Source organism: Blautia sp. MCC283 (assembly GCF_018785565.1).
In the GTDB taxonomy this organism is placed as follows: Bacteria; Bacillota; Clostridia; order Lachnospirales; family Lachnospiraceae; genus Blautia_A.
Map to the genome: position 1 here is coordinate 143,918 of NZ_WQQB01000008.1, position 24,266 is coordinate 168,183.

The window sequence follows — 24,266 nt, forward strand, 5'->3', positions numbered from 1 at the left end:
GGATTCCTCCTGAATAGTCATATACTATTATTAAATATGAACTCTAACGGAGGAATTGTCAAGGAAAGATAGGATTACAGGAGAAAAATAATGGAAGATTTCAGGGATGATGAACTGAAAAAATGGTTGGCAGAAGAATACGAAAAAGAAATAGACGAGATGGAGGAAGTTCTGTTTCCGAACGGAGTTCTTCCTGATGATGGAGAAACGGAAGAAGAGGCAAAAGCTGCCTACAAAAAACTTGTGGACCGACTGAAAGCAGATGGCGTTTATGAAGAAGATGAACCTGAAAAAGTAAAAATTGTCTACCTCCCTGAGAAAAAAAGGCATAAAGCAGCAAAGGTGGCAGCGGCGGTGCTCGTGTGTGCAGCAGGCGTATTCGCCGCAAGCATGACCAGCCAGGCTAACAGGAGTTATTTTATTGATTCGGTGAAGGTTTGGACGGGGAATGATACGAAGATTAGCGTTGATAATGATCCGAGTAGTGATGTTCTTAGCATGGATGAAGATAAAGCGCGAGATGATATAAATGAACAATTAGGGATGAAAGTTCCATATTTTATGTATCGTCCTAGTGGTTTGGAATTTTTAAGTTGTGATGTAAACAAACAATTAGGTTATGCATGTATAGAGTATATCTGTAATAAGACAATTTTACTGTTGCAGATAGATGATAATATTGAAAATAAAAATAGTAGAGCATATAGTTTGGATGGAAAAAAAATAGCACAAATAAAATTTTCAGATGAAGATATTGAAGTTACTGTGATGAAAATAAAAGATGAGGCAGATGAAAAGGAAAATTATGTTGCTTATTGGCAGAAAGAAAATTTCTTTTATGAAATATCTGGAAAGCTTGAGGAAAAGGAATTTATAAAAATAGTACAAAATATGCGTTTTTAAAGAGATTAAACAATATTTGTTTCGTATTATATTTGTAATGAAAGTTTACAAGTGGGAAGGAGCAAATATGAAAAAGGTAAAAAAATTATTAGGTATATTATTGTTTTCGACAATCTTGGTTATTGCAAATACAATTCCAGCAGCTGCTGAAAGTCTTTTAGATGACATTACAGAAACGGAGACAACAGAAGATTTTTCTGAAGACACTGAGTATAGTATGCTCAGAGGTGTTAATTTAAATTTAGGAACTACTAAAATTACAAAAGTAGCTAGTAATAAAGTAGCAATAAATGGCCGTACACAGTGTCATCATGTATGTGCAAAAGTGTATTTAGATATATATTTAGAGCGAAAAGTAAATGGAACATATTCTGTTTATAAGAGTTGGAGTTTTACAGCAGACAATGCTTCTAAATTAAATAAAGATCTTACCGTAATCGTTCCAAGCGGCTACTACTACAGAGTACGTGGCTATCACGCTGCAAAAGACGGAAGCAAGGAATCTGTAACCACAGTAACAAAAGGTGTGCTGATCAAATAATCAAAAATAATTTTATAGCATAAGCTCATCCCATCCCCAGCGATGTCAACAAACCAAAAAAATCCAGTAAACTTACATTACCTTCGCTGGGGAATCTTAAAATTCTGAAAAATCTAACAATCTTTCTAAAGATAAATTCTTAAAATTCCATATATTTCACAAAAAGACTGTCAAAATCCAAACATTTCGTGTATAATAAATACAATAAAACTGTTAATAAACAGAAAGTCGATTATTTCTGCTTAAACGTAAGTCGATTGCGTTTATGAACATATAGCAGAGCGGAAAAGGGGGCTTGTGCATGAAGATAACATTTATCGGTGCAACACACGAAGTGACCGGAAGCTGCTATTATCTGGAAGCAGCAGGGCGGAAGTTTCTGGTGGATTATGGAATGGAGCAGGGACCAGATTATTACGAGAATAAAGAGTTACCGGTAGCTCCGGGTGACCTGGACTTTGTGCTCCTGACACATGCTCATATGGATCATTCCGGTAATCTTCCGGCATTATATGCAAAAGGCTATCAGGGACCAATCTACGCCACAGAAGCAACCTGTAATCTCTGTGATATCATGCTCCGTGACAGCGCACATATCCAGATGTTTGAGGCTGAATGGAGAAATCGTAAGGGGCGCAGAGAAGGAAAACCGGAATTTATTCCTGCATATACGATGGAAGACGCAATGGGTGTTCTTCGAAACTTTGTCAGATGTCCATACGATAAAATTATCAAACCTGCTGAAGGAATCGAGGTTCGTTTTGTGGATGCGGGACATCTCCTGGGATCAAGCAGTATTGAAATCTGGCTTACCGAAGATGATAAGAAAGAGAAAATCGTATTTTCCGGAGACATCGGAAATCTTAATCAGCCTCTGATCAAGGATCCTGTATATATTAAAGAGGCAGATTATGTTGTGATGGAGTCTACTTATGGAGACAGAAGTCATGGAGAACGACCGGATTATCCAGTCATGCTTGCGGAAATCATTCAGAAAACTTTTGACAGAGGCGGTAATCTGGTGATTCCATCCTTTGCTGTGGGCCGTACGCAGGAAATGCTGTATTTTATCCGTCAGATCAAAGAACAGGGGCTTGTTCACGGGCATGATGGCTTTACTGTGTATGTAGACAGTCCTCTTGCCAATGAGGCAACTACGATTTTCAGTGAAAATGCCTATACCTGCTACGATGAAGAAGCAATGGATCTTTTGAACAAAGGAATCAATCCACTGTCATTCCCGGGCTTGAAGACATCCGTTACTACCGATGATTCCAGAGCGATTAATTTCGATGAAGACTGCAAGGTGATCATTTCTGCCAGCGGTATGTGTGATGCCGGACGTATCAAACATCATCTGAAACATAATCTGTGGGATCCAAGAAATACCATTCTTTTTGTTGGATATCAGGCGATAGGAACCCCTGGCCGGGCACTTCTGGAAGGGGCCACAGAGATGAAACTGTTTGGAGAGACGGTGCAGGTTGCAGCGGAAATCAGCAGAATGCCCGGAATCAGTGGTCATGCAGATGTAAATGGCCTTCTGAACTGGGCAAGAGCATTTGAAACGAAGCCGAAGCATGTCTTTGTTACTCACGGAGATGATACGGTAACGGAGGTTTTTGCCCAGAGACTGAAAGAAGAGCTGGGATATGACGCAACGGCGCCGTTCAGCGGAACAGAATATGATCTTCTGGAGAACAAATGTATCCACGAAGCTGTTGGTGTCCGCATTGTGAAAGCCACTGCTTCACCCAAAACGACCAAAGCCGCCCGTGCATATGAGAAGCTTCTGGCTATGGGACGCCGCCTGATGACGATTATCCGTAAGAATGAAGGCTGCCCAAACAAAGATCTGGACCGTTTTGCAAGAGATATCCAGTCATTGTGTGATAAATGGGACAGAACAGATATCTGACAGAAGAAACAAATATAAAAAACACCCTGCAGAAAAAAGATTCTGCAGGGTGGCGATTGATCTTACAGATCAGCCTTCGTTTAATGCCTGACGGATTGCCTTTGCAAGCTGATCCGGACATGAAGTTGGTTTGAAACCACAGCGGATACCTTCCAGGCGGCTGATCACTTCATCAGCATCCATTCCTTCTGCAAGATGTGCAACGCCCTGTGTATTTCCGGAGCATCCACCTGTAAATTTAATATTGTGTACTTTCTTATTGTCGTCGATCTCGAACTCAATTCCCTGAGCACAGACACCTTTTGTTTTATATGTCATAAAAATTCCTCCTGTATTTATTTGCCGTCCGGTACAGAGAATATCTATATGGTTTAATATCTATATGGTTTTGTACCGGAGAGCAGTATCATATCTACCGATTATATCATCTCTTAAAAAAAGTTTCCATAAAAAATAAAATTTGTTATAATGAACGTTGTAGAAAAAGAAAAAGTACTGTTGAACAGAAGAAAAATGAAAATTCAGCAGGATATTATATTGAAAGAGAGGACTTACAGATCATGAAATGTGTTGGAATTATAGGCGCAATGGAACAGGAAGTTGCAAGACTGAAAGAAGTGATGGAAGATGTGTCCATCACTACAAGAGCAAACATGGACTTTTATGAGGGAGTTCTGGAAGGAAAGAAAGTTGTTGTAGTGCAGTCCGGAATCGGTAAAGTAAATGCAGGTATGTGTACCCAGATCCTGGCAGATCTTTTTCAGGTGGAAGCTGTGATCAATACCGGTATTGCAGGAAGCCTGAATAACGACATCAATATCGGAGATATCGTACTTTCTACAGATGTTCTTCATCATGATATGGATGCTACAGGATTTGGATATCCGAAGGGACAGATTCCTCAGATGAAAGAATTTTCTTTCCAGGCAGATGAGGGTCTTCGTAAGATCGCCCGTGATGTATGCGAGGAAGTGAATCCGGAGATCCAGGTTTTTGAAGGAAGAATTGCTTCTGGAGACCAGTTTGTATGTGATCAGGGTGTAAAGGACAACATTGTAAAAGAGTTCAGCGCATATGCAGTTGAGATGGAGGGTGCGGCGATCGGACAGGCAGCAGCTCTTAACGGAATCCCGTTCCTGATCATCAGAGCGATTTCTGACAAGGCTGATAACAGCGCAAACATGGATTATCCGGCATTTGAGAAACTTGCCATTGAGCATAGCGTGCGCCTGACTCAGGGAATGCTGAAACGCATGGCATAATTGCAGAAACAGGGGAACCGTCATATCTTTTCTGCATATACTGTAAGAGATAGCAGAGAGAGGACAGCAGCGATTATGCTTTATCGAGACTTTTATCCGTTTTATGCTGCACAGGGAAATCCTGTTTTTTATAATGAGGAGCGGGAACAGGAGAGAGAGTTTGACCTGATGAAATCCTATTACCCAGATACAGCCAGAAAGATCCAGGAGAAGGCGGAAATGCAGTGTCAGCTTCTGGACTATGAGGGAAGCCGCCTGTATGACGAGTATCCGGATCGTTTTATGCTGTATCATATCTGCAGTCTGGTGAAAGATGAGATGACCAAAGATGCCAGTGCCCAGGAAATGCCGGGCGGATTTCTGGATGATCTTATCCAGGTATTGGTATATCAGGAAATTTCCCGGAGAAGATGCCGACGCCGGAGATGTCGACAGTATTTTCCGCGATAACAGTAATGACAGAATATGAATGACAGGTTCCTCCAACATCTGTCCATATACAAGAAAAACGAAAATGAATATAATGGAAGTATGATGAAGACAATAAGGGAATTTTTAGAAGAACAGATCAATGAACAGCTGATCCAGGCTGTTGTAAGTGGCCGCAGGACTGGTGAGGGACCTTCCAAGGTGAAGCTTCGTCCTGTGGAACTGAAAGGGAAACTTTGTTACCAGGCGTCTGTGACAGAGGGAACGAAGGTTTACCATAAAAATTATTCAAGGGAAGAGATTATCGATTATCTGGAGCAGGCAATGGAAGAATTCCGTCAGCTTCAGGTAATCGGACGCAGCCAGGATGGAAGCATCCTCATAAGCAAAAAAGGCAAGGCAACGATTAAAACAAAAAATCATAAAGCTGTTCAGAATGAAAGTGTAAAAATCGCACCGCATAACCGTGTGAAACAGTATATTCTGAAAGAGGGAACCGCAGCTCCGTTTCTGGTGGATCTGGGAGTTATGACAAAAGATGGAAAGATAGTTGCTTCCCGATATGATAAATTCAGGCAGATCAACCGTTTTCTGGAATTTATTCGGGATATTCTTCCCAAACTTCCGAAAGACCGGGAGATTACAATCCTGGATTTTGGCTGTGGAAAGTCCTATCTTACATTTGCGATGTATTATTATCTCAGAGAGCTTGAGGGTTTTGATGTGAACATCATAGGCCTTGATCTTAAAGAAGATGTGATCCGACACTGCAGCGAGCTTGCCAGATCTTATGGGTATGATAAACTGCATTTCTATCAGGGAGATATTGCCGGCTATGAAGGAGTTTCTTCCGTAGATATGGTGGTGACACTTCATGCCTGTGATACAGCAACAGATTTTGCCCTGGCGAAAGCCGTGGAATGGGGGGCACAGGTGATCCTGTCTGTTCCATGCTGCCAGCATGAACTGAACCGCCAGATCAAAAATGAAATGCTGCAGCCGATCATGCGTTACGGAATTTTGAAAGAACGTATGGCTGCGCTGATCACAGATGGCCTGCGGGCAGAGCTTCTGGAAAGTAAAGGCTATGAGACACAGCTTCTTGAGTTTATTGATATGGAGCATACACCAAAGAATATCCTGATCCGCGCAGTAAAAACCGGAAAGAAAAAGAACAGAGAAAGTTTTGCGGATTCCATGAAGGCGCTTCATGTAAATCCTACACTGGACAGGCTTCTTTATCCGGAAGAGTCGATCTCACAGAAGGGAGAATGACATGAAAAAGATCCTACGTAAAGGAGCTATACTTCTGGTGATCTTCGTAGCAGTAGTGGCCTGTACATCACTTCTGATGAACAGTCAGTCTACGGATAACCGTTCAGATATGAATGACGCCACGCTTCCGGAAGTTATGGTAAAGCTGGGAAGTACACAGGCAAATAAAATGTATGGATACAGGCAGCAGATGCAGACCGATTTCATGCGAGGCAGTATTACACCTCTGGATACGACGAAAAAGCTGACATTTGAGATCAATCCATACACAGATACAGTAACAGGCCTTGCGTATGAGGTGCGTACTTCAGATGGAAGCAAGGTTATGGAGAACCGTAAGATCAAGAATCTTACCAAAGAAGAAAACGGATATTTAAGTACAGAGATCGAAATTGGCAGTGATCTTCGTATGAACCAGGAATATTCTCTTCAGATCACGCTGGATACCAGCGAGGGGGAAGTTTATTACTATACAAGAGTTGTTTCCAGAACGCAGTTAAATACAGAGGCGTATTTGCAGTTTGTAAAAGATTTTTCCTCCAAATGTCTGGATAAAGAGCAGGCAGATACTCTGACGGGATATCTGGAGGCAGAAGATACGACCAGTGGAACCAATTTCAATAATATTACCATCTCTTCAGGCCTTTCCAATATCAGCTGGGGATCACTTTCACCCAAAATGTATATGGAAGGTGTGCCTTTGATCGATGATATCAACGAAACAACCGCAAGTATTACTTTGAATTATCAGGTTTCTGCACAGGATGATGAGGATAAAACAGAAATTTATGATGTTACGGAATTTTATCGTATGCGTTATACGGAGACCAGGATCATGCTGTTGGACTTCAAGCGTTCTGCAACAAAAGTTTTTGATCCTTCTCAGACGGTTGTTTCCGATGCGGGACTTCTTCTGGGAATCCGAAATAAAAATGTCACCTATGCGTCTAACAGTGATGGAAAGATCGTTGTTTTTGAGCAGGATGGTGATCTCTGGTCTTATGCACCGTCCAGCGGTAAGATCACAAGGATCTTCAGTTTCCGTAAAGATGAAAATAATGATTCCAGATATGTGAGAACGGAACATGATATTAAGATCATCCGCGTGTCAGACAGTGGAGATGTGGATTTTGTACTTTATGGTTATATGAACCGTGGTGTTCATGAAGGATACAGCGGAGTCTGTGTTTATCATTACAACAGTGACCGTAATGTAGTGGAAGAAAAGGTTTTCATACCGAGCACAGAATCCTACGAATTCCTGAAGGAAGATCTCGGAACACTTACTTATGTAAACAAAAATAATCAGCTGTTTCTTCTTTTTGCACAGAAGCTGTATCAGGTAGATATTGAAACAGGAACTTCTGAGATCCTGGAAGATGGTATTAAACAGAATTATTTTGTAGTATCTGAGACCAAGGCACATGCGGCATGGCTGATCACTTCCGGAGATGATAAAGGAAAGATCAGAGAAATCGAGTTTGATTCACTGAAAACAAGAGATCTCCTGCCGGAAAGCGGGCAGAAACTGAGAACTCTGGGATTTATGAATGAAGATCTGGTATATGGAATCCTTTCTGATGAGGATATTCTTACAGATGCCAACGGACATGAAACAGAAGGACTCAGTACATTCCGCATTGAGAGCTTTAAGGGTAAAGTAAAGAAAGAATATCATCAGGATGGCCTTTATGTCACAAATGTGACGGTTGGAAGTACCATGATGGAATTTGAGCTTTCCGCAAAATCAGGAAATACTTATACAGTCCAGAAAAAAGATAATATCATGAATAACAAAAAGGCATCCGGAAGTCAGGTAGATGTGGCTCTGATCACTACAAACCGCGCAGGAACACTGATCCGCCTGACCATGACCCAGAAGCCGGAGACGGACAGCCCGCTGCTTGTTTATTCCAAGATCGAGAGTACAGAAGATTCACCGGTGACACTGGATACGACTGTTCCGCAGGGAGAACTTTATTATGTTTATGCATATGGATCTCTTGACCGGATTTATACAGATCCGGCAGCAGCCGTAAAACGTGCGGATAATCAGACCGGAGTTGTCCTGAACCGTGCTCAGCAGTATGTCTGGGAACGTGGAAATAAAAAGACAAAGATCCAGATGGATATAGAAGATGTACCGGATACGATCCTGACAGCTAACTGGAAGAAGAAGGAACTTCAGGATGGACTGGGAGATACAGGAACTGTGATCGATCTGACCGGATGCAGTCTTGATAATGTCCTTTATGAGGTCAGCGCCCAGAGGCCGGTAGTGGCCAAAACCGGAGAGAATTCCAGCGTTGTGATCGTAGGCTATGATGAATATAATACGTATCTTTATGACCCGTCTACAGGACAGACAAGCCCATATGGAATGAATGACAGTACAGCATTATTTGAAAGTGCGGGAAATGTATTCCTGACCTATATAGAAAACGTTACAGAGTGACGCAGATAAATGGCCGGATAAAAGCCGTGGGGTAACAGCAGAGATGACAAATCGGGAAGACCCGTTTGGCATAAATCAGAAAAGGACAGGTGTATTTGTCCTTTTTTGGAAAAAGCGCGACAGGAAAGGGGAAAATGTAATGTTAAGTGAAAGTATCAAAAAACTGGTGCAGTATGGAGTGGAGACAGGAATAACACCAGAATGTGAAAGAATCTATGCGACGAATCTTCTTCTGGATGCCTTTGGGGAAAGTGAATATACAGAACCCGAGACAGAGTATGCTAAAATTGATCTTGAGGCGACTCTCGATGAGCTTCTGGATGAAGCTGTAAAGAGAGGGATTATTGAGGACAGCGTTGTATACAGAGATCTCTTCGATACAAAACTTATGAACTGTCTGATGCCGCGTCCGGCGCAGGTGCAGAAAGAATTCTGGGATGCTTATAAAGAAGATCCGGAGAAAGCAACGGATTATTTTTATAAACTGAGTCAGGACAGCAACTATATCAGACGCTACCGTGTAAAAAAAGATCAGAAGTGGACAGTAGACAGTGAATATGGTAAGATCGATATCACCATCAACCTTTCCAAACCGGAAAAAGATCCGAAAGCCATCGCAGCTGCCAAACTTGTGAAATCCAGTAGTTACCCGAAATGTCTGCTTTGTCCGGAGAATGAAGGTTACGCAGGAAGAGTAAATCATCCGGCAAGAGAAAATCACAGAATTATCCCGATCACGATCAATGACAGTCCGTGGGGCTTTCAGTATTCCCCATATGTTTATTACAATGAACACTGTATTGTATTTAACAGTAAACATACACCTATGAAGATCGAGAGAAACACGTTTATCAAGCTGTTTGATTTTGTAAAACTGTTTCCGCATTATTTTCTTGGCTCCAATGCGGATCTTCCGATCGTTGGTGGTTCTATCCTGAGCCATGATCACTTCCAGGGCGGACATTATACATTTGCCATGGCGAAGGCTGAGATCGAGAAGCATGTGACGATTCCAGGATATGAAGATGTAGAAGCCGGTATCGTGAAATGGCCGCTTTCTGTTTTGCGTATCCGGAGTAAAGATGAGAAGAGACTGATCGATCTGGCGACACATGTGCTGGAAAACTGGAGAGGCTATACAGACGAAGCTGCATTTGTTTTTGCAGAGACAGACGGTGAGCCTCATAATACCATCACGCCGATCGCACGTAAGGTGGGAGATACTTTTGAGCTGGATCTGACACTTCGAAACAATATTACAACAGAAGAGAATCCGCTTGGCGTTTATCATCCACATGCATGTTACCATCACATCAAGAAGGAAAATATTGGTCTCATTGAAGTTATGGGCCTGGCCGTTCTTCCGGCACGTCTGAAAGAAGAACTGGAACTTCTGGAAGAGTATATTTTGAGCGGCAAGGATATCGCTTCTAATGAAAAGATCGAGAAACATGCTGCATGGGTTGCAGAATTTCTGCCGAAATACGAGAAACTTGACAAAGATAATATTCAGGATGTTCTCCGCAAAGAGGTGGGCAATGTATTTGTTCATGTTCTGGAGGATGCCGGTGTTTATAAATGCACACCAGAGGGCAGGGATGCATTTATGAGATTTATCAGCACTCTGTAAAAAAGGAGGCACACCGGGACTGGATATGGATTTCAGAAGGAGTTTGTTTAAATGAAAAAAACAGAAAGAACCGGAAAAGCCTTTTACATGAAGTGGCTTTTGCTGGCACTTTTCGCAGCAGCACTGATCATAATGCCGGCAGCTTCCCAGAAAGTATCGGCAGCCAAAATGGTCTATACTGTGAAGTTTAATAATAATTCAGGTACCAGCAAAAGCAAAACATATACAGCGTTGACAAGAAACGTAACATTAAATACCACGATTAAGCTTCCAAGTGTTCCGAAGGCAGTCGGATATCAGAATCTTGGGTGGACGACACAGAAAGGCAGTACCAAAGTGGTATATAAAGCCGGAGCAAGTGTAAAAGTCACCAGGGATATGAATCTGTACGCAGTCCGCAGAAAAAGCAGGTATTATACAGTAAGCTTTTATCTGGGAAATGGAAGCAGTAATTCCACATATCGGAAACTTCAGAAAAAAGTAGAAGAGGGCACTTATTATACTCTCCCGACAGTGCCATCCAGATCGGGCTATGTGAACCTTGGATGGTCTACGACAGTAAATGGAAAGACATCCACTGCAAAGAAGGCTGGAACAAAGATTAAGATCAGTAGAAATATCAAGTACTATGCAGTACAGATGCAGTCTGTAAGTGTGAATCTCTGTAAAGCAAATGGAAGCGTATGGAAAACAGTAACACTTGGTAAAGACGGATACCTGAAGCTTCCGTCAGCTTCCAATGCAACGGGTTATACATTCATGGGATGGTCAAAAACCAGACGTACAGGATCTGCAACATCGCCGGATTATGAAGCCGGAGAGCTGGTTAAAATAAGCAAGACTACGACCCTTTATGCAACGGTGTTCAACCGTACAATGGAAAAAGATATCAGTTCTGCAAATATGTCAAAACCTGCCATTGGAATGAAGTACAGTAAGGTGATCTTCGTAGGAGATTCCCGTACTGCAGGAATGAAGGCAACTCTGAATAAACAGGTAAGCAGTTCCGTGACCAGCGATGTTTCTTTTATTGCAAAAGCCGGACAGGGACTTAGCTGGTTTCAGAGCACAGGATATACTCAGCTTATAAACGAAATCAACAAAACCAAAGGAAGCAAACCGATTGCGGTTGTTTTCAATCTGGGCATCAACGACATGGCAAACATCAGCAATTACATCAGTTATATGTCCGACATTGCTTCTACACTGAAGAGCAAAAACTGTAAACTGTTTTACATGTCTGTCAATCCGATCAACAGTGTTATGATCACGAAAGCAGGAAAAGGTGCACGTACAGAAGCGCAGGTAAGAGAGTTTAACAGTAAGATCCACTCCGGACTTTCACTGAATTATAAGTATATTGATACTTACAGTGTACTGATGAAGAAGGGCTACGGAACGAATTCCTCTTATTCCGGAACGGATGCTGCTTCTGATGACGGACTGCATTACACGACCAAAACATTTAAGAGAATTTATTATTACTGTATCACATATCTGAACACAGGAAGCATTGATGCATCAATCTACTGATCAGGCATATGATCCCGTGTACCGGACTGCTTCCGGTATGCGGGATTTTTCTGTGTATTAGGGCAATTACTCCTTGCACGAACCATAAGAATAGTCTATACTTAATTCGATACGGACATTTGGAGGTCCGCAGGGACGTGTAATCCTGAATATGAGGAATGAGGTATAGATTATGGAACTGACAACAGTGAAAGAAATTTACAGAAACCGTGAGCAGTATCTTGATAAAGAGATCACGGTAGGCGGATGGGTACGAAGCGTTCGTGATTCCAAGGCTTTTGGATTCATCGTACTCCATGATGGAAGCTTTTTTGAAACTCTTCAGATCGTATATCATGATAACATGGAGAATTTCGCAGAGGTTTCCAAGCTGAACGTTGGAGCAGCCATCATTGTAAAAGGTACACTGGTAGCTACCCCACAGGCAAAGCAGCCATTTGAAATCCAGGCGACAGAGGTATTTGTAGAGGGTAGCTCCGCACCGGATTATCCGCTGCAGAAGAAACGTCACAGCCTTGAGTATTTAAGAACCATGACACATTTAAGACCGAGAACAAACACCTTCCAGGCTGTATTCCGTGTGCGTTCTCTCTGTGCATATGCAATCCATAAATTCTTCCAGGAAAGAGGATTTGTTTATGTGCATACACCACTGATCACAGGAAGTGACTGTGAGGGTGCTGGAGAGATGTTCCAGGTAACGACACTGGATCCTGCGAATATGCCGATGACAGAAGACGGAAAGGTTGATTATTCACAGGATTTCTTTGGAAAGGAGACCAATCTTACCGTAAGTGGACAGCTGAATGGTGAGACTTTTGCACAGGCATTTCGTAATATTTATACATTCGGACCGACTTTCCGTGCAGAGAACTCCAATACAACCCGTCATGCTGCTGAGTTCTGGATGATCGAGCCGGAGTGTGCGTTTGCGGATCTTCAGGATGACATGGAACTTGCGGAGGCTATGCTGAAATATGTGATCCGTTACGTTCTTGAGAATGCACCGGAGGAAATGAACTTCTTCAATTCCTTCGTGGACAAGGGGCTTCTTGACAGACTGAACCATGTGCTTAATTCTGAATTCGCACATGTAACTTATACAGAAGCTGTTGAGATCCTTGAGAAGAACAACGACAAATTTGATTACAAGGTATTCTGGGGATGCGATCTTCAGACAGAGCATGAGCGCTATCTGACAGAGCAGATTTATAAGAGACCGGTATTTGTTACCGATTATCCGAAGGAAATCAAAGCCTTCTATATGAAACTCAATGAGGATGGAAAGACTGTTGCTGCTATGGATTGCCTGGTACCGGGAATCGGAGAGATTATCGGAGGAAGCCAGAGAGAGGATGACTATGGTAAGCTGAAAGCACGTATGGACGAGCTTGGCCTGAAACCGGAGGATTATGATTTCTATCTGGATCTCCGTAAATATGGTTCTACACGTCATTCCGGATTTGGTCTTGGTTTTGAGAGATGTGTAATGTACCTTACAGGTATGGGTAACATCCGCGACGTAATTCCATTCCCGAGAACTGTAAAGAACTGCGATCTTTGATCACAGACCTCAGAGAGGAACTGACAATAAGTATTGACTATGTGTAACTGATACACAGGGGAGAACATCATGAGATTTATTCATCTTGCAGACTTGCATCTGGGAGCTGTTCCTGACAGGGGATGCCCATGGAGCAAAGAGCGGGAGGAAGAGATCTGGAGCACTTTCCGCCGGGTTATTGCGGGTATCCGCGAAGACCCGGTGGATTTGTTATTTATATCCGGAGATCTGTTCCACCGTCAGCCGCTTATGAGAGAACTTAAGGAAGTGAATTATCTGTTTTCTACTATTCCGGATACCAGAGTGTATCTTATGGCAGGAAACCATGATTTTATCAGCCGTGATTCTTTTTATCGTACTTTTGAGTGGAATTCCAATGTGACTTTTTTCAAAAACAGAGAACTGACCTGTGTCAAGGACCCGGAGCTGGATGTCTATGTGTATGGACTCAGCTATTACGACCGTGAGATCAGAGAAGGCCTGTATGACAAGGCGGTACCGGTGCAGGAGGAGGGAATCCATATTCTTCTTGCACATGGCGGAGATGAGAAACACATTCCGCTTAGTGCAGCTTCCCTGGCAGCAGCAGGCTTTGATTATGTGGCACTGGGACACATTCACAAGCCACAGATCCTGATCCGCGATCAGGCTGCTTTTTCCGGAGCTCTGGAACCGATAGACAGAAATGATACCGGAGAACATGGATATATGGAGGGACGGGTAGTAAACGGTCGTATCCGCACAGAATTTGTACCTTTTGCCTGCCGGTCTTATCAGCAGCTTGTGATGCCGCTTCATGAAGAGACGACACAGATATCGCTGGAAGAGGCTGTGAAATCTCAGATATTCCGCCGGGGAGGGCGTAATATTTACCGCATTATTCTGCAGGGAATACGTTCGCCGGATCTTCTGCTGATTCCGGAGAAATTAAAGAGTCTGGGTAATATTACCGATGTTGTGGATGAGTCCTGGCCTGCATATGATCTGGAAGAGCTTTATAAACGCTACAGTGGTACGCTGATCGGTGATTATATCGGCTATTTTCTCGCAAAGGGCAGAATGGATACGGTAGAAAAAAAGGCACTGTATTATGGTCTTCAGGCATTGCTTGAAACCGGAAGCAGGCGGTAAAAGGGACAGCACGGGAGGATAGCGCAAGATGGTTATCAGACGTTTGAAAATAAAAAATTTCGGGAAGATCCGGAACAGGGATATGGAGCTTATTCCCGGGATCAATGTGCTTTACGGAGAAAACGAGAGCGGTAAGACAACGACGCATACATTTATACGATCCATGTTTTACGGTGTCCGCAGACTCCGTGGCAAAGCTGCACAGAATGATACTTATACGAAATATGAACCCTGGGAAAATCCTGCCGAATATGGTGGGATCATGTGGTTTACAAGTAAAGGAAAGAATTATCGCCTTACAAGAAATTTTTATAAAGAAAAGAAAATGGGAGAACTTCTCTGTGAAGATGACGGAAGCCTTGTGGATGCGGAACAGGGAGCTCTTGAGTCTGTTCTCGGAAATGTAAGTGAGGCGGTCTATGATAATACCGTATCCGTGGCACAGCTGAAAAGTGTTACCGGAAAGGATCTTGTCCGTGAATTGCAGAATTATATGGCCAGCTATCAGGGAACCGGCGACAGCTCTGTTGATATGGGACGTGCCATGCAGATGTTGAAAATGTCCAGAAAAGGATATCTGACAGAGGCGGCCCGCCGTAAAAAAGACCTCGAAAAAGAAAAAGAAAAAATTTCTGCAAATATAGAGTATATCCGTAAAGAAATCAGGGAGCTGGATGAAAAAAGAGACAGGATCACGCAGCAGCAGGATGGAATGAATATGGGAACCAGAGATAAGAGTACCGAAGATCTTCTGGAACTCCGGATCGATCGGGTAAAAAGACGACGGGAGCTTAACGGGGCGGTTCTGGCAGTTGTATTGCTGGCAGGTATTGCCGGAACCGGATGTCTGGCCGCTTTTTCCAGCCAGCTGATCCTGAGTATCCTTACCGGTGTGCTGACAGCGGGGATAACGGTAGCTGCTCTGTTCTTCCGTGTTCGTCTGAGCAGGGAGCTGAACAGGAGGGAACGCCAGAGAGAACGATGGCTTTCCAGACACGATGAGCTGACCTGGAACCGGAACAGTCTGGACAGTGATCACGAAGAAAAACATACTGCACTTTCCAATCTTCAGGCAGAACTTCAGGAGTGTGAAGAGAATACAGAGGTACTTACTCCGGAAGAAACAGAGATTCAGGCTTTAAATATGGCTATGGAAACGATAGAGGCACTTTCCGGGAATATTACAGATCAGGTGGGAGTTCGCCTGAAACAGCGCACTTCACAGATCTTAAGTGAGATTACGGGAGGAAAGTACCGGGAAGTTCTGATGGATGAGGAATTACATATGTCTGTGAATACCGGAGAGAGGACGGTTTCCATTGAACGTCTGAGCAGAGGTACTCTTGAACAGATCTATTTTGCCCTTCGTATGGCGGCAGGTGAACTTTTCTGCAAAGAAGAACCGTTTCCGGTGATCCTGGATGATGTGTTTGGGATGTATGATGAAGAACGTCTTGCAGCAGCTCTTCGCTGGCTTCACAAAGAAGAACGACAGGTGATCATAAGTACCTGCCACAAGAGAGAAATGGAGATCCTGGATAAGGAAGGAATTCCATATCAGAAACTTCCCATGTAGATTTTTATGAAATTTTATGGAATATATGGCAAAGCGGGGAATAAATATCCGCTTTGCTTTTTTTATGTAGAAGTCAGGTGGATATTCGTAAAAGCCACAGGGGACTTACTTGATTTGGTTAAAAAGCGGCTGCGTTTCCAGCGGATCAGTCTGTGATCCTGAAAATGCAGCCGCCTGTAAATTATTATTTATTTCTCATACTGGCTCATGTAGTTTGCTACACAGCGTTTAATTCTGTCTACCGGATTCAGGAGGTGGCTGACAGAAGTATCATGATTCAGGGTATCAATGATCAGTGCGATGTATTTGCTCATATCACAGCTGATGTAGTATGGCTTCTCAAGAAGCTCCGGTGCCTGGTAAACCAGGTTGGTAGTGAGGAGTTTGTCGAAGTAGCCTTTTTTGTAAGCATCATCGAATTTATCAAGACCGTCTGTGAAGAATCCGAATGTAGAGCAGATGTAAACCTTACCTGCACCTTTCTCTTTCAGGAGAGAAGCGATTTTCAGGATTGTATCACCGGAAGAGATCATATCATCGATGAGGATCATATCCTTGCCTTCGATCTTCGGTCCGAGGAATTCATATGCAGCGATCGGATGACGGCCGTTTACATATTTTGAGTAATCCAGACGTTTGTAGTACATACCCATATCAACACCCAGAACGTTGGCAAGATAGATTGCACGGCTCATGCTTCCCTCGTCCGGGCTGATCGTCATGAAATGATCCTTGTCGATGTGGAGACCCTTTTCATTTTTAAGAAGAGCCTTGATGAACTGGTAGGATGGCTGTACAGTCTCAAATCCGTGAAGAGGAGTTGCGTTCTGTACACGGGAATCATGTGCATCAAAGGTAATGATATTCTCAACACCCATATCGATCAGCTCATGAAGTGCATTGGCACAGTCAAGAGACTCTCTTCCGACACGTTTGTCCTGGCGGCTCTCATAGAGATATGGCATGATCACATTGACTCTGCGGGCTTTTCCGCCGACAGCGGCGATAACACGCTTCATATCCTGGAAATGATCATCCGGGGACATAAGATTCGTGTAAGGTCCGATCGGATAGGACAAGCTATAGTTAGTTACATCTACCATAACGTAGATGTCATCACCGCGGACAGACTCATTGATGGTACATTTACCTTCGCCGGAGCCGAAACGTGGAGTCTTGGCATCGATGATGTAAGAATCACGTTTGTATCCCTCGAATGCGAAGGAATCCATTCCAGGATACTGTCTTTCGGCACGCCATTTAACCAGCCAATCGTTCACCTTCGCACCTAATGAGCTGCAGCTCTGAAGGGGAATCAGTCCAAGTCTTCCTACCGGGAGTGTGGAAAAATCTTTTGTAGTTACCTGTGCCATTTTAATTTCCTCCTAAAAATATTTTCTGTATACGGATGTCTTTCCCGATCAGCGATATCATCTGATAGTTGCTGGCAATTCGGGAAAATGTTCTCTCGGAATAGGTATCCGAGAAATTTTTGAGCGTCAGATTCGTGGAAATGATCGTGGATTTCCTGCGCATGATCCGTTCATTGAGACAGAGAAAAAGCTGCGAGGATACGAAACTGTTGGTAAGTTCCGTTCCCAGGTCATCAATGATCAGAAGATCACAGTCATAGATCAGTTCCTCATCCGTGCCGGTATCTTTTCTGGAAAAAGAATTTGCAGCCATCATATCAAAAAGATCATAGGCTGAAAAGTACAGGACGCAGTGTGTGGATCTGAGAAGCTCCCGTGCGATGCAGTGTGAAAGAAAAGTTTTTCCAACACCGGTATCGCCATACAAAAACAGGTTTTCAAATTTATGGTCGAAGTTCTGCACAAAACGCTGTGCAGTATCATAGGCCCGTCTGGCTGTTTCCAGGGCAGACAGTCCTGTGGCTTCGTTTTTTATTGTAGCAGAATAATAGTCAAATGAAAAGCTGTCAAAATTTTCTTTTTCGAGAATTTCGTTCAGATTGGACTGTGCATAGAGCAGTTCGATCTCGGCTTTCTTGAAACAGGTGCATTTTTTGCTGCCAATATAGCCGGTGTCCTGGCAGGCAGGACAGGTATAAGGCATCTCCAGATAATCTCCGGGGAAGCCGTTGGCAACAAGAAGGGTGATGCGCTCATCGGAAAGTTCCTGAATGGCGGCTTTCAGATCTGCGGTACCCTTTTCTTCTCTGTTCAGGAGACGCCGTACTTTATCAGCACTTAATGTAGCCACCTCGTCATCAATTTCCTTCAGGCGGGGGATCTTTCCGTAGGCCTCGGCAGTGCGTTTCTCCAGAATCCGGTGATTCTGTGCCTGCCTGCGGCTGTATTCTCTCATTATAGTATCATACTGAAAATTCTGTAAAGGCATAAAAAGCTCCTTCCAGTTTCTGTTACTGGTTATTTAAAAGACGTTTCTCATATTCTGTAAAATCATAATCACGCTGGTGAAAGTTATTGAAGCGGTTATTGCTCTGGGACTGAGCCGCAGGCTGCTTCTTACGGGAAACTGCTTTCTCAAGCTGACGTTTCTTGTGTTCGGCATCCAGAAGCCGGACATCTTCCAGCGTATGTACGTTTTTCTTTTTCCAACCGGAAAGTATTTTGTCTGCATACTGGAAACTTGGCTGGCCGGTGGAGAGAACAGTACGGCTGCAGGCTTCCTGGATCAGTTCCAGATCAAAGCCGTAGGTCTTACGCCAGGTATCGATGTAACTGATCTCATTTTCTACAGGATTACGTCCACTGATTCCCATTGCTTTCAGGATCGTGTAATAATCTTTGGAAAAACGGGAGCTGGCATCACGGGCCATTTCAACTGTAGTGACACCGTCCCTGGTCCAGGCAAGGGCAACAGTTTCGATATAACGCATGCTCTTGCGGCCCCTGGAAACACAGTATTCCACCAGATATTCAATAAGGTCTGCGGACATATGGAGCTCATCGTAGAAGAAAAAAATCTTCTGCATTTCTGTAGGAGTCAGCGTCTTGGCCAGATATTGTTCGGCAATATAAAGCAGCTGACTGACCTCTTCATTCTGTTTCAGTTCGCTGATGTGGTCAGGTGTAAGGCTGCGGATGTAGTCCGCAGAGGTTGAAAGTTCTGAAGAAGTACCGCCGGAAACAGCAGAATTACTGGAACTGAGGGAGACATTTTTTGGGGCTGAACCGGTAAGAGCCACAGGCTGTGAAATACCGGCTGCCATCTGGGCGGAAACTGGCGATGAGGAAGTTCCGGCGGTGGAAAAAATGTTCTCACTGGAAGCACTGCTTTCCATATGACCGGCATCCGCAAAAGGTTCCAGTAAAGTGATTCCGGAAAGCTGTCGGTCTGTGGTATAAGTTAATGAGAGTATTTTCTCACCTTCCCAGTATTTCAGTGCACGGAAAATATCCCTTTCTGTGCAGAAAAGGCGATCCGCCATATGCTCCAGACTGAAAGAAGAAGGAGAAGAAGATACTGCCCGGAGAAGATAGATATATACTTTCACGAATTCTCCATTGGCGCGAGGCATGAAATTGTCAATAAAACGATTGGAAAGAATCGTTACCTCCAGTTCAGAGGAATTCTGAAGTGAAATCAGGCTCATGATCAGCAGCTCCCTTTCTTTGTTTTCTTCAATGGTCATGTGGTATTTAAAAGTCCGCGTTTGCTAAAAAGGATTATAGCACAACCACTTTTACTTGAGAATAGTTTATTTTCACAGAGGTTGTGCACCAATTAGCATGTGGAAAATGTGGAAAATGTGGATAACCTTGAGGATAAAATTATCAGCAACTAATAAAAACCTCGATTTTACAGGGAAAATGCGGTATTTGTGGAATTTGGCCGTTGAATTATGTCAAGTGGGTTATGCACAAAAAAATCCACATGCCAGGCACGTCTGGAATGTGCATAAGCATGTGGATAATGTGGATAACTATTTTCCGAGGAGGTGTTCTCCAATGTTTACAACGTCTCCGGCGCCCATAGTTATCAACAGATCACCATGTGCACAACTTTTTAAGAGGAAGCTCTCGATTTCATCAAAAGTCGGAAAATATTCGCAGGGGGTTCCAAGTTCCTGGATTTGTTTCTGGAGATCCTGGGAAGAAATACCAAGATCGTCTGTTTCACGTGCGGCATAAATATCAGCCAGTACAACGTGGTCAGCCAGAGTCAGGGCTTTTGCAAATTCAGGAAGAAGAGCCTTGGTACGTGTGTAGGTATGAGGCTGGAATACACACCATACTTTCTGATGCGGATAATTCTTCGCTGCGTGAAGGGTAGCTTCGATTTCTGTTGGATGATGTGCGTAGTCATCAATGATGGTAACGCCGCCGATTTCTCCCTTGTACTGGAAACGACGGTCTGTGCCTGTAAAGCTTCCGAGGCCTTTGACAATTACCTCATCCGGAAGTTCCAGAAGGCGTCCTACGGCAATGGCAGCCAATGCGTTGGAAACATTGTGGATGCCCGGTACACGAAGGTAATAGCTGCCGATTTTTTTGCCCTGGAAGAGAACGGAGAAGGAAGGATGTCCGTATTTATCCCAGGTGATATCTGCGGCTGTATAATCTGCCTCATGCTCCAGACCATAGGTGAGAACATGACATGGAAGGCCACGGGTAATAGTCTCGTATTCCGGTGTATCAGCATTGATGATCAGAGTTCCGTCAGACGGAAGAAGCTCAGCAAATTTCCGGAAGGAATGACGGATATCGTCAATATCCTTGAAGAAGTCCAGATGGTCGGCATCCATGTTCAGGATCACGCTGATCTTAGGGAAGAAGCTCAGGAAGCTGTTGGTATATTCACATGCTTCTGTGACGAAAGTTTCAGAGTTGCCGACACGGATATTCCCGTGGATGGCAGGAAGGATTCCGCCTACACTGATAGTGGGGTCACAGTCGCCCTCAAGAAGGATGTGGGAAACCATGGAAGTTGTGGTGGTTTTTCCGTGGGTACCGGAAATGGCGATCGGTGTATCGTAGTTACGCATGATCTGGCCGAGAAGTTCCGCACGTGTGAGCATTGGGAGCCCTTTTTCTTTTGCACAGGCAAATTCCGGGTTGTCCGGATGGATCGCTGCTGTGTAGACAACCACATCGACATCATCTTTGATATTGGCTGCACGCTGTCCGTAGTAGATGACGGCACCACGTTCCTCGAGTGTACGTGTAAGAGGACTGGCTTTGGCATCGGAACCGGAGATACGGAAGTTTTCCTCAAGAAGGATCTCGGCAAGGCCGCTCATGCTGATGCCGCCGATACCGATAAAATGAATATGAAGCGGTTTATGAAAGTCTATCTGATACATAATAATCTCCTTATATATATGTTATTTTCGGGGTTCTTTTGTCTGCTTTATTATAACGCCAACAGAAACAATTGAAAAGTGGTACTTTTGGCTAAAAAAATGCTTCTCTGTGGAATATAAAAGTAACCAGAAAATAATATCAAAAAATGTTGAAAATTACCAGAAGAACGAAAAAAACGACAAGTCTTACCAATTCGTGGTATACAATAGCGATAAAAAAAGTAAAACACAATCAAAATAATTGTAAAAAATGTTCACTAATACGGTAAAGTATGCTATAATTAAATAATCATAACATACAAGAGGTGATCGCATGATTAAGAAAGAGATGATTGCCATGCTCTTGGCCGGTGGGCAAGGCAGCAGGTTAGGAGTTTTGACAGAAAAGGTTGCAAAGCCGGCAGTCGCTTTTGGTGGTAAATATCGTATCATCGATTTTCCACTGAGCAATTGTATTAACTCGGGAATTGATACGGTGGGTGTGCTGACACAGTACCAGCCGCTCCGCCTGAATACACATATTGGGATTGGTATTCCGTGGGATCTGGACCGCAATGAAGGTGGTGTTACAGTCCTTCCTCCATATGAGAAGAGTACAAGCAGTGAATGGTATACAGGAACTGCCAATGCGATTTATCAGAATCTGGCTTATATGGAGCAGTATAATCCAGACTACGTACTGATCCTTTCCGGTGACCATATTTATAAGATGGATTACGAAGTGATGCTGGATTTCCACAAGGCGAACAAGGCAGATATTACCATTGCATGTATGCCTGTTCCGATCGAGGAAGCCAGCCGTTTTGGTATTATGGTCACTGATGAGAGTAACCGTATTACTGAGTTTGAGGAGAAACCGGAGCATCCAAGCAGTAATCTTGCGTCTATGGGTATTTATATTTTCTCATGGCCGGTTCTTAAGGATGCGCTGATCGCATTGAAAGATCAGAACGGATGTGATTTTGGTAAACATATTCTTCCGTATTGTAAGGAAAAAGGCCAGCGTCTTTTTGCCTATGAGTACAATGGCTACTGGAAAGATGTTGGAACACTTGGTTCTTACTGGGAAGCAAATATGGAGCTGATCGACATCATTCCGGAGTTTAATCTTTATGAAGAATTCTGGAGGATTTACACCAAGGGGGATGTGATTCCGCCGCAGTACATTTCCGAAGATGCAGTTGTGGATAAGTGCATCATTGGTGAGGGGACGGAAGTCTATGGTGAAGTACATAATTCGGTGATCGGTCCGAATGTTGTTATCGGCAGGGGAAGTGTGATCCGTGATTCCATTATCATGAAGAACACATCTGTTGGTGAGAATGTTGTTATGGATAAAGCCATTGTGGCAGAGGACGTTGTTGTAGGAAACAATGTTGTGATCGGTTGTGGTGAGGAAGCACCGAATGTTCTGAAACCTGCCGTATATTCCTTCGGCCTTGCGGCAATCGGAGAAAACAGCGTGATTCCGGACAATGTTAAGATCGGTAAGAATACCGCCATCTCAGGCGTTACAACGAAGGAAGACTACCCTGACGGAGAGCTGGCAGCTGGCCAGGTAATTGCAGCAAAGGACGGTGGGAAAGAATGAGAGCGATAGGTATTATTTTGGCAGGCGGTAACAATAACCGTATGAGAGAATTATCAAACAAAAGAGCGATTGCGGCGATGCCTATTGCAGGAAGCTACCGCGCGATCGATTTTGCCCTCAGTAACATGGCGAATTCACATATCCAGAAGGTTGCTGTGCTGACACAGTATAATGCCCGTTCCCTCAATGAGCATTTAAGCTCATCCAAATGGTGGGATTTCGGAAGAAAGCAGGGAGGGCTTTATGTTTTTACGCCAACCATTACCAGAGACAACAGTTTATGGTATCAGGGAACTGCTGATGCGATTTATCAGAATCTGACTTTCCTTAAGAACAGCCATGAACCGTATGTTGTAATTGCTTCCGGCGATGGAATCTACAAGCTGGATTACAATAAAGTTCTGGAGTATCATATTGCAAAACGTGCAGACGTTACCGTTGTATGTACCACATGCCAGGATCAGAGTCAGGTTGAGAGATTTGGTGTCCTCCGCATGAATGAGGACTGCCGGATCGAGGAATTTGAGGAGAAACCGATTGTTTCTTCTTATAATACAGTGTCTACAGGTATCTATGTCATCCGCAGGAGACAGCTGATCGAGCTGATCGAACGTGCCGCCCAGGAGGGAAGACATGATTTTGTAAATGATATTCTCATCCGATATAAGAATCTGAAGAGAATTTATGGATATAAGATCGATACCTACTGGAATAACATCTCTACTGCAGAGGCTTATTACCAGACAAACATGGATTTTCTGAAACCGGAGATCCGCAATTATTTCTTCAAGCAGGAGCCTGCGATCAAAACCAAAATTGCAGACGTGCCACCGGCAAAATATAATCCGGGAGCAACTGTGAAGAACAGTCTGATATCCAGCGGATGTATTATCAATGGAACCGTGGAGAATTCTGTTCTGTTCAGAGATGTATTTGTAGGCAATAACTGTGTGATCAAAAACTCTGTGATCCTTAATGACGTATACCTTGGAGATAATACGCACATTGAGAATTGCATTGTTGAGAGCCGGGATACTATCCGGGCGAATTCATATTACTGCGGCGAAGAAGGAGAAGTAAAGATCGTCGTGGAGAAAAACGAGCGCTACGTATTGTAAATGCAGAAATTCCCGCAGATATGTTTAGCGAAATGAAAGGGGCAAGTAAC

19 protein-coding genes are annotated in these 24,266 nt (G+C 43.5%); 14 read left to right on the plus strand and 5 right to left on the minus strand.

Annotation, left to right across the window (positions count from 1 at the left end):
* The first annotated feature begins 90 nt into the window (after positions 1-90).
* From GPK81_RS02850 to GPK81_RS02860, 3 genes are all read left to right on the plus strand, one after another.
* A complete protein-coding gene (locus tag GPK81_RS02850; protein ID WP_178705312.1) occupies positions 91-903 on the plus strand; it encodes a DUF4367 domain-containing protein in 813 nt (270 codons plus the stop codon).
* Between the two features lie 67 nt (positions 904-970).
* Positions 971-1,444 (plus strand): DUF6147 family protein, encoded by a 474-nt coding sequence (locus GPK81_RS02855; RefSeq protein WP_118062405.1) that lies wholly within the window; start codon positions 971-973, stop codon positions 1,442-1,444.
* A gap of 301 nt (positions 1,445-1,745) precedes the next feature.
* Positions 1,746-3,362 (plus strand): MBL fold/beta-CASP domain-containing RNA metallo-hydrolase, encoded by a 1,617-nt coding sequence (locus GPK81_RS02860; protein WP_021977372.1) that lies wholly within the window; start codon positions 1,746-1,748, stop codon positions 3,360-3,362.
* Between the two features lie 69 nt (positions 3,363-3,431).
* Here GPK81_RS02860 and GPK81_RS02865 read toward each other — a convergent pair whose 3' ends face one another.
* A complete protein-coding gene (locus GPK81_RS02865; protein WP_021977373.1) occupies positions 3,432-3,680 on the minus strand; it encodes a TIGR03905 family TSCPD domain-containing protein in 249 nt (82 codons plus the stop codon).
* Positions 3,681-3,922: 242 nt separating this feature from the next.
* On the opposite strand from GPK81_RS02865, the gene GPK81_RS02870 reads away from it, so the two are divergent.
* From GPK81_RS02870 to GPK81_RS02910, 9 genes are all read left to right on the plus strand, one after another.
* Positions 3,923-4,624, plus strand: coding sequence for a 5'-methylthioadenosine/adenosylhomocysteine nucleosidase (locus tag GPK81_RS02870; RefSeq protein ID WP_021977374.1), 702 nt, complete (start codon positions 3,923-3,925; stop codon positions 4,622-4,624).
* A 75-nt stretch (positions 4,625-4,699) separates the two neighbouring features.
* Positions 4,700-5,074: a hypothetical protein gene (locus GPK81_RS02875; RefSeq protein ID WP_118062370.1), complete on the plus strand. Its 375-nt coding sequence runs from the start codon at positions 4,700-4,702 to the stop codon at positions 5,072-5,074.
* Positions 5,075-5,158: 84 nt separating this feature from the next.
* Positions 5,159-6,328 carry a class I SAM-dependent methyltransferase gene (locus GPK81_RS02880; RefSeq protein ID WP_021977376.1) on the plus strand — a complete coding sequence of 390 codons (1,170 nt, stop codon included), beginning with the start codon at positions 5,159-5,161 and terminating at the stop codon, positions 6,326-6,328.
* A gap of 1 nt (position 6,329) precedes the next feature.
* Positions 6,330-8,783: a hypothetical protein gene (locus tag GPK81_RS02885; protein ID WP_021977377.1), complete on the plus strand. Its 2,454-nt coding sequence runs from the start codon at positions 6,330-6,332 to the stop codon at positions 8,781-8,783.
* Positions 8,784-8,922: 139 nt separating this feature from the next.
* Positions 8,923-10,413, plus strand: a complete 1,491-nt coding sequence (galT, locus tag GPK81_RS02890) for a UDP-glucose--hexose-1-phosphate uridylyltransferase (protein ID WP_118062406.1) — start codon at positions 8,923-8,925, stop codon at positions 10,411-10,413.
* Positions 10,414-10,464: 51 nt separating this feature from the next.
* Positions 10,465-11,946 (plus strand): InlB B-repeat-containing protein, encoded by a 1,482-nt coding sequence (locus GPK81_RS02895; protein WP_119248094.1) that lies wholly within the window; start codon positions 10,465-10,467, stop codon positions 11,944-11,946.
* 172 nt (positions 11,947-12,118) lie between these two features.
* The gene (gene asnS / locus GPK81_RS02900) at positions 12,119-13,510 is read left to right on the plus strand and encodes an asparagine--tRNA ligase (RefSeq protein WP_021977381.1); all 1,392 of its coding nucleotides are present in this window, start codon (positions 12,119-12,121) and stop codon (positions 13,508-13,510) included.
* A 69-nt stretch (positions 13,511-13,579) separates the two neighbouring features.
* Positions 13,580-14,641 carry a metallophosphoesterase family protein gene (locus GPK81_RS02905; RefSeq protein WP_215706501.1) on the plus strand — a complete coding sequence of 354 codons (1,062 nt, stop codon included), beginning with the start codon at positions 13,580-13,582 and terminating at the stop codon, positions 14,639-14,641.
* Between the two features lie 28 nt (positions 14,642-14,669).
* Positions 14,670-16,217: an ATP-binding protein gene (locus GPK81_RS02910; RefSeq protein ID WP_021977383.1), complete on the plus strand. Its 1,548-nt coding sequence runs from the start codon at positions 14,670-14,672 to the stop codon at positions 16,215-16,217.
* A gap of 188 nt (positions 16,218-16,405) precedes the next feature.
* Here the strand turns inward: GPK81_RS02910 and GPK81_RS02915 are convergent, their stop codons facing one another.
* From GPK81_RS02915 to murC, 4 genes are all read right to left on the minus strand, one after another.
* Positions 16,406-17,590: a ribose-phosphate pyrophosphokinase gene (locus GPK81_RS02915; RefSeq protein ID WP_118071290.1), complete on the minus strand. Its 1,185-nt coding sequence runs from the start codon at positions 17,588-17,590 to the stop codon at positions 16,406-16,408.
* Between the two features lies 1 nt (position 17,591).
* Complete coding sequence (locus GPK81_RS02920) at positions 17,592-18,578, minus strand: ATP-binding protein (protein WP_021977385.1); 987 nt, start codon at positions 18,576-18,578, stop codon at positions 17,592-17,594.
* Between the two features lie 22 nt (positions 18,579-18,600).
* Entirely contained in the window at positions 18,601-19,797 is a 1,197-nt protein-coding gene (locus GPK81_RS02925) for a DnaD domain protein (protein WP_178705327.1), read from the minus strand.
* Between the two features lie 330 nt (positions 19,798-20,127).
* Complete coding sequence (gene murC, locus GPK81_RS02930) at positions 20,128-21,507, minus strand: UDP-N-acetylmuramate--L-alanine ligase (RefSeq protein WP_118169515.1); 1,380 nt, start codon at positions 21,505-21,507, stop codon at positions 20,128-20,130.
* 313 nt (positions 21,508-21,820) lie between these two features.
* Between murC and GPK81_RS02935 the strand changes: the two genes are divergently transcribed.
* Complete coding sequence (locus GPK81_RS02935) at positions 21,821-23,098, plus strand: glucose-1-phosphate adenylyltransferase (protein WP_118062375.1); 1,278 nt, start codon at positions 21,821-21,823, stop codon at positions 23,096-23,098.
* Complete coding sequence (gene glgD / locus GPK81_RS02940) at positions 23,095-24,216, plus strand: glucose-1-phosphate adenylyltransferase subunit GlgD (protein WP_118062376.1); 1,122 nt, start codon at positions 23,095-23,097, stop codon at positions 24,214-24,216. Before GPK81_RS02935 ends, glgD begins: the two co-directional genes overlap by 4 nt.
* Positions 24,217-24,266: the final 50 nt, after the last annotated feature.

What these genes read in the sequence shown, in the direction of transcription:
- GPK81_RS02915 (WP_118071290.1), bottom strand. Translation starts at nt 17,590, where the DNA reads ATGGCACAGGTAACTACAAAAGATTTTTCCACACTCCCGGTAGGAAGA.
- GPK81_RS02920 (WP_021977385.1), bottom strand. Translation starts at nt 18,578, where the DNA reads ATGCCTTTACAGAATTTTCAGTATGATACTATAATGAGAGAATACAGC.
- GPK81_RS02905 (WP_215706501.1), top strand. Translation starts at nt 13,580, where the DNA reads ATGAGATTTATTCATCTTGCAGACTTGCATCTGGGAGCTGTTCCTGAC.
- GPK81_RS02925 (WP_178705327.1), bottom strand. Translation starts at nt 19,797, where the DNA reads ATGAGCCTGATTTCACTTCAGAATTCCTCTGAACTGGAGGTAACGATT.
- GPK81_RS02875 (WP_118062370.1), top strand. Translation starts at nt 4,700, where the DNA reads ATGCTTTATCGAGACTTTTATCCGTTTTATGCTGCACAGGGAAATCCT.
- glgD (WP_118062376.1), top strand. Translation starts at nt 23,095, where the DNA reads ATGAGAGCGATAGGTATTATTTTGGCAGGCGGTAACAATAACCGTATG.
- galT (WP_118062406.1), top strand. Translation starts at nt 8,923, where the DNA reads ATGTTAAGTGAAAGTATCAAAAAACTGGTGCAGTATGGAGTGGAGACA.
- GPK81_RS02855 (WP_118062405.1), top strand. Translation starts at nt 971, where the DNA reads ATGAAAAAGGTAAAAAAATTATTAGGTATATTATTGTTTTCGACAATC.
- GPK81_RS02860 (WP_021977372.1), top strand. Translation starts at nt 1,746, where the DNA reads ATGAAGATAACATTTATCGGTGCAACACACGAAGTGACCGGAAGCTGC.
- asnS (WP_021977381.1), top strand. Translation starts at nt 12,119, where the DNA reads ATGGAACTGACAACAGTGAAAGAAATTTACAGAAACCGTGAGCAGTAT.
- GPK81_RS02895 (WP_119248094.1), top strand. Translation starts at nt 10,465, where the DNA reads ATGAAAAAAACAGAAAGAACCGGAAAAGCCTTTTACATGAAGTGGCTT.
- GPK81_RS02885 (WP_021977377.1), top strand. Translation starts at nt 6,330, where the DNA reads ATGAAAAAGATCCTACGTAAAGGAGCTATACTTCTGGTGATCTTCGTA.
- GPK81_RS02880 (WP_021977376.1), top strand. Translation starts at nt 5,159, where the DNA reads ATGAAGACAATAAGGGAATTTTTAGAAGAACAGATCAATGAACAGCTG.
- GPK81_RS02865 (WP_021977373.1), bottom strand. Translation starts at nt 3,680, where the DNA reads ATGACATATAAAACAAAAGGTGTCTGTGCTCAGGGAATTGAGTTCGAG.
- GPK81_RS02935 (WP_118062375.1), top strand. Translation starts at nt 21,821, where the DNA reads ATGATTAAGAAAGAGATGATTGCCATGCTCTTGGCCGGTGGGCAAGGC.
- GPK81_RS02850 (WP_178705312.1), top strand. Translation starts at nt 91, where the DNA reads ATGGAAGATTTCAGGGATGATGAACTGAAAAAATGGTTGGCAGAAGAA.
- GPK81_RS02870 (WP_021977374.1), top strand. Translation starts at nt 3,923, where the DNA reads ATGAAATGTGTTGGAATTATAGGCGCAATGGAACAGGAAGTTGCAAGA.
- murC (WP_118169515.1), bottom strand. Translation starts at nt 21,507, where the DNA reads ATGTATCAGATAGACTTTCATAAACCGCTTCATATTCATTTTATCGGT.
- GPK81_RS02910 (WP_021977383.1), top strand. Translation starts at nt 14,670, where the DNA reads ATGGTTATCAGACGTTTGAAAATAAAAAATTTCGGGAAGATCCGGAAC.